This is a genomic window from Hydrogenophaga sp. (assembly GCF_041633695.1).
GTDB lineage: Bacteria > Pseudomonadota > Gammaproteobacteria > Burkholderiales > Burkholderiaceae_C > Hydrogenophaga.
Window position 1 is genome coordinate 1 of sequence record NZ_JBFJMY010000622.1, and the last position, 2,017, is coordinate 2,017.

Consider the following 2,017-nt stretch of genomic DNA (forward strand, 5'->3'; position numbering starts at 1 on the left):
ATGGTGGATCTACCGACGAAAAGCTGCTGCGCAGCGAGCGCTACTACGGCGCCTTGTCGCGCAGCTTCCAGTTGCCGGTTGATATTGACAGCGCCACCGCACGGGCCCGGTACGACCACGGTGTGCTGCAGCTCACGCTGCCTAAAAAGGCCGCGTCGCGAGGCCAGCAGCTGACCATTGAGTGAACAGGCCCTAACCCACGGCCTTCCTGAGCCAATCGGCGAAGGCCGTGCATTCCCAGCGGTCCATGGTGCCGGTGCGCCAGCACAGGTAGTGGGCGTGCGGGCTGGGCACATGGCGGGTGTAGAGCGGCACCAGCGTGCCGTTTTCCAGCCAGGGGGCCGCCAGCTTGAGGCGCAGCAGCGCAACACCCATGCCGGCGGCGGCGCCGTCGCACATCAGGCCGATGTCGTTGAACTGGGAGCCGTCGACCGGCTCGGGCCAGTCCAGGTTGTGGGCCGCGAACCAGGTGCGCCAGGGTTCTAGCGGACTGCGCAGCAGCGGCAGACCTTCCAGGTCTTCGGGCGCTTCGAACGGGCCGTGCTCGCGCGCGAAGGCGGGTGAAGCCAGCGGCGTCACATCGTCCTTCATGAGGCAGATGTGCTCCACATCGGCGTAGCGTCCGGTGCCAAAGCGCACGGTCAGGTCGGCGTCTTCGGCCACCACGTCGAGCAGCGGAATGCTCACTTGCAGCGTGATGTCGATTTCGGGATAGGCCTCGCCAAACTGCCTGAGCCTGGGCATCAGGATGGAACGCGCAAACGTGGGCGTGACCGCCAGCTTGAGCTTGCGCCGGCCCGGTGCGGTGCTGTTGCTGGGAAATTTTTGCAGCGTGGCCAAGCCATCGCGCACATGGGCCAGGTATTCGATGCCCTCGGTGGTGAGCGAAAAATCCGCCCGACCAAAAAGCTTGGTGCCCAGAATTTGTTCAAGCTGTTTGATGCGGTGGCTCACCGCGCTGGGCGTCACACACAGTTCTTCGCTGGCCTGTGTGACGCTGCGCAAGCGCGCCAGCGCTTCAAAAGTCAGCAGGCACTGGATGGGCGGGATGCGCACGTTGCTCATGAGCCCGTCGCCCGGTGCGGTACTGCCTGCGCCGAGCAAAACCAGTTCATTTGAACACCACTGTTTTGTGGCCGTTCAGCAGCACGCGGTGCTCGCTGTGCCATTTCACGGCACGCGCCAGCACCTGGCTTTCGGTGTCGCGACCCAGGGCGGTCAGGTCTTCCACGGCGTCGGTGTGGTCCACCCGCGCCACGTCCTGCTCGATGATCGGGCCTTCGTCGAGGTCGGCGGTCACGTAGTGGGCGGTGGCACCGATCAGCTTCACGCCCCGGTCGTGGGCCTGGTAATACGGTTTGGCGCCTTTGAAACTGGGCAGAAAACTGTGGTGGATGTTGATCGCCTTGCCCGCCAATTCGCGGCACAGCTCGTTGCTCAGAATCTGCATGTAGCGGGCCAGCACCACCAGTTCGGCCTGTTCTTCGCGCACGATGGCGAGTTGCCGCGCCTCGATCTGGGCCTTGGTGGACGCGGTCACCGGCAGGTGGTGGAACGGCACGTTGTAGCTGGCCGCGAGCTGGTAGAAGTCGCGGTGGTTGCTCACGATGGCGCGGATGTCCAGCGGCAGCAGACCGCTTTTCCAGCGGAACAGCAAGTCGTTCAGGCAGTGGCCTTCCTTGCTGACAAAAATCACGGTGCGCACGGGTTCGGCGGTGCGGTGCAGGGTCCAGCGCATCTCAAAGGGCTGGGCAAACTGGTCCAGTTGTTGGCGCAGATCTTCGGGTGTGAGTTGTGCGCAGGCGAACTGCGTGCGCATGAAGAACAAACCAGTGTCGTGGTCGTTGTACTGCGCCGCTTCTTCGATGTTGCCGCCGCGCTCCAGCAAAAAGCCCGAGACGGCGTGCACGATGCCAGGGCGGTCCTGGCAGGAAAGGGTCAAAACATAGGTTGGGTTCATGGCGCGTGCATTGTCGCAGGATGGCGAGCCGGCTGTGCTGGCCGGGTCGTGCGTGTC

The 2,017-nt window shown here is 64.0% G+C and carries 3 protein-coding genes; 1 reads left to right on the plus strand and 2 read right to left on the minus strand.

The window, feature by feature from the left end; genetic code table 11:
* The coding region (locus ABYB95_RS22490) for an Hsp20/alpha crystallin family protein (protein WP_372662249.1) at window positions 1-185 on the plus strand (185 nt) is incomplete at its 5' end.
* Window positions 186-192: 7 nt separating this feature from the next.
* On the opposite strand, the gene ABYB95_RS22495 is transcribed toward ABYB95_RS22490, so the two are convergent.
* Both ABYB95_RS22495 and purU read right to left on the minus strand, forming a co-directional pair.
* Entirely contained in the window at window positions 193-1,065 is an 873-nt protein-coding gene (locus ABYB95_RS22495; RefSeq protein ID WP_372662252.1) for a LysR substrate-binding domain-containing protein, read from the minus strand.
* A 46-nt stretch (window positions 1,066-1,111) separates the two neighbouring features.
* Window positions 1,112-1,960, minus strand: coding sequence for a formyltetrahydrofolate deformylase (purU, locus tag ABYB95_RS22500; RefSeq protein WP_372662255.1), 849 nt, complete (start codon window positions 1,958-1,960; stop codon window positions 1,112-1,114).
* Window positions 1,961-2,017: the final 57 nt, after the last annotated feature.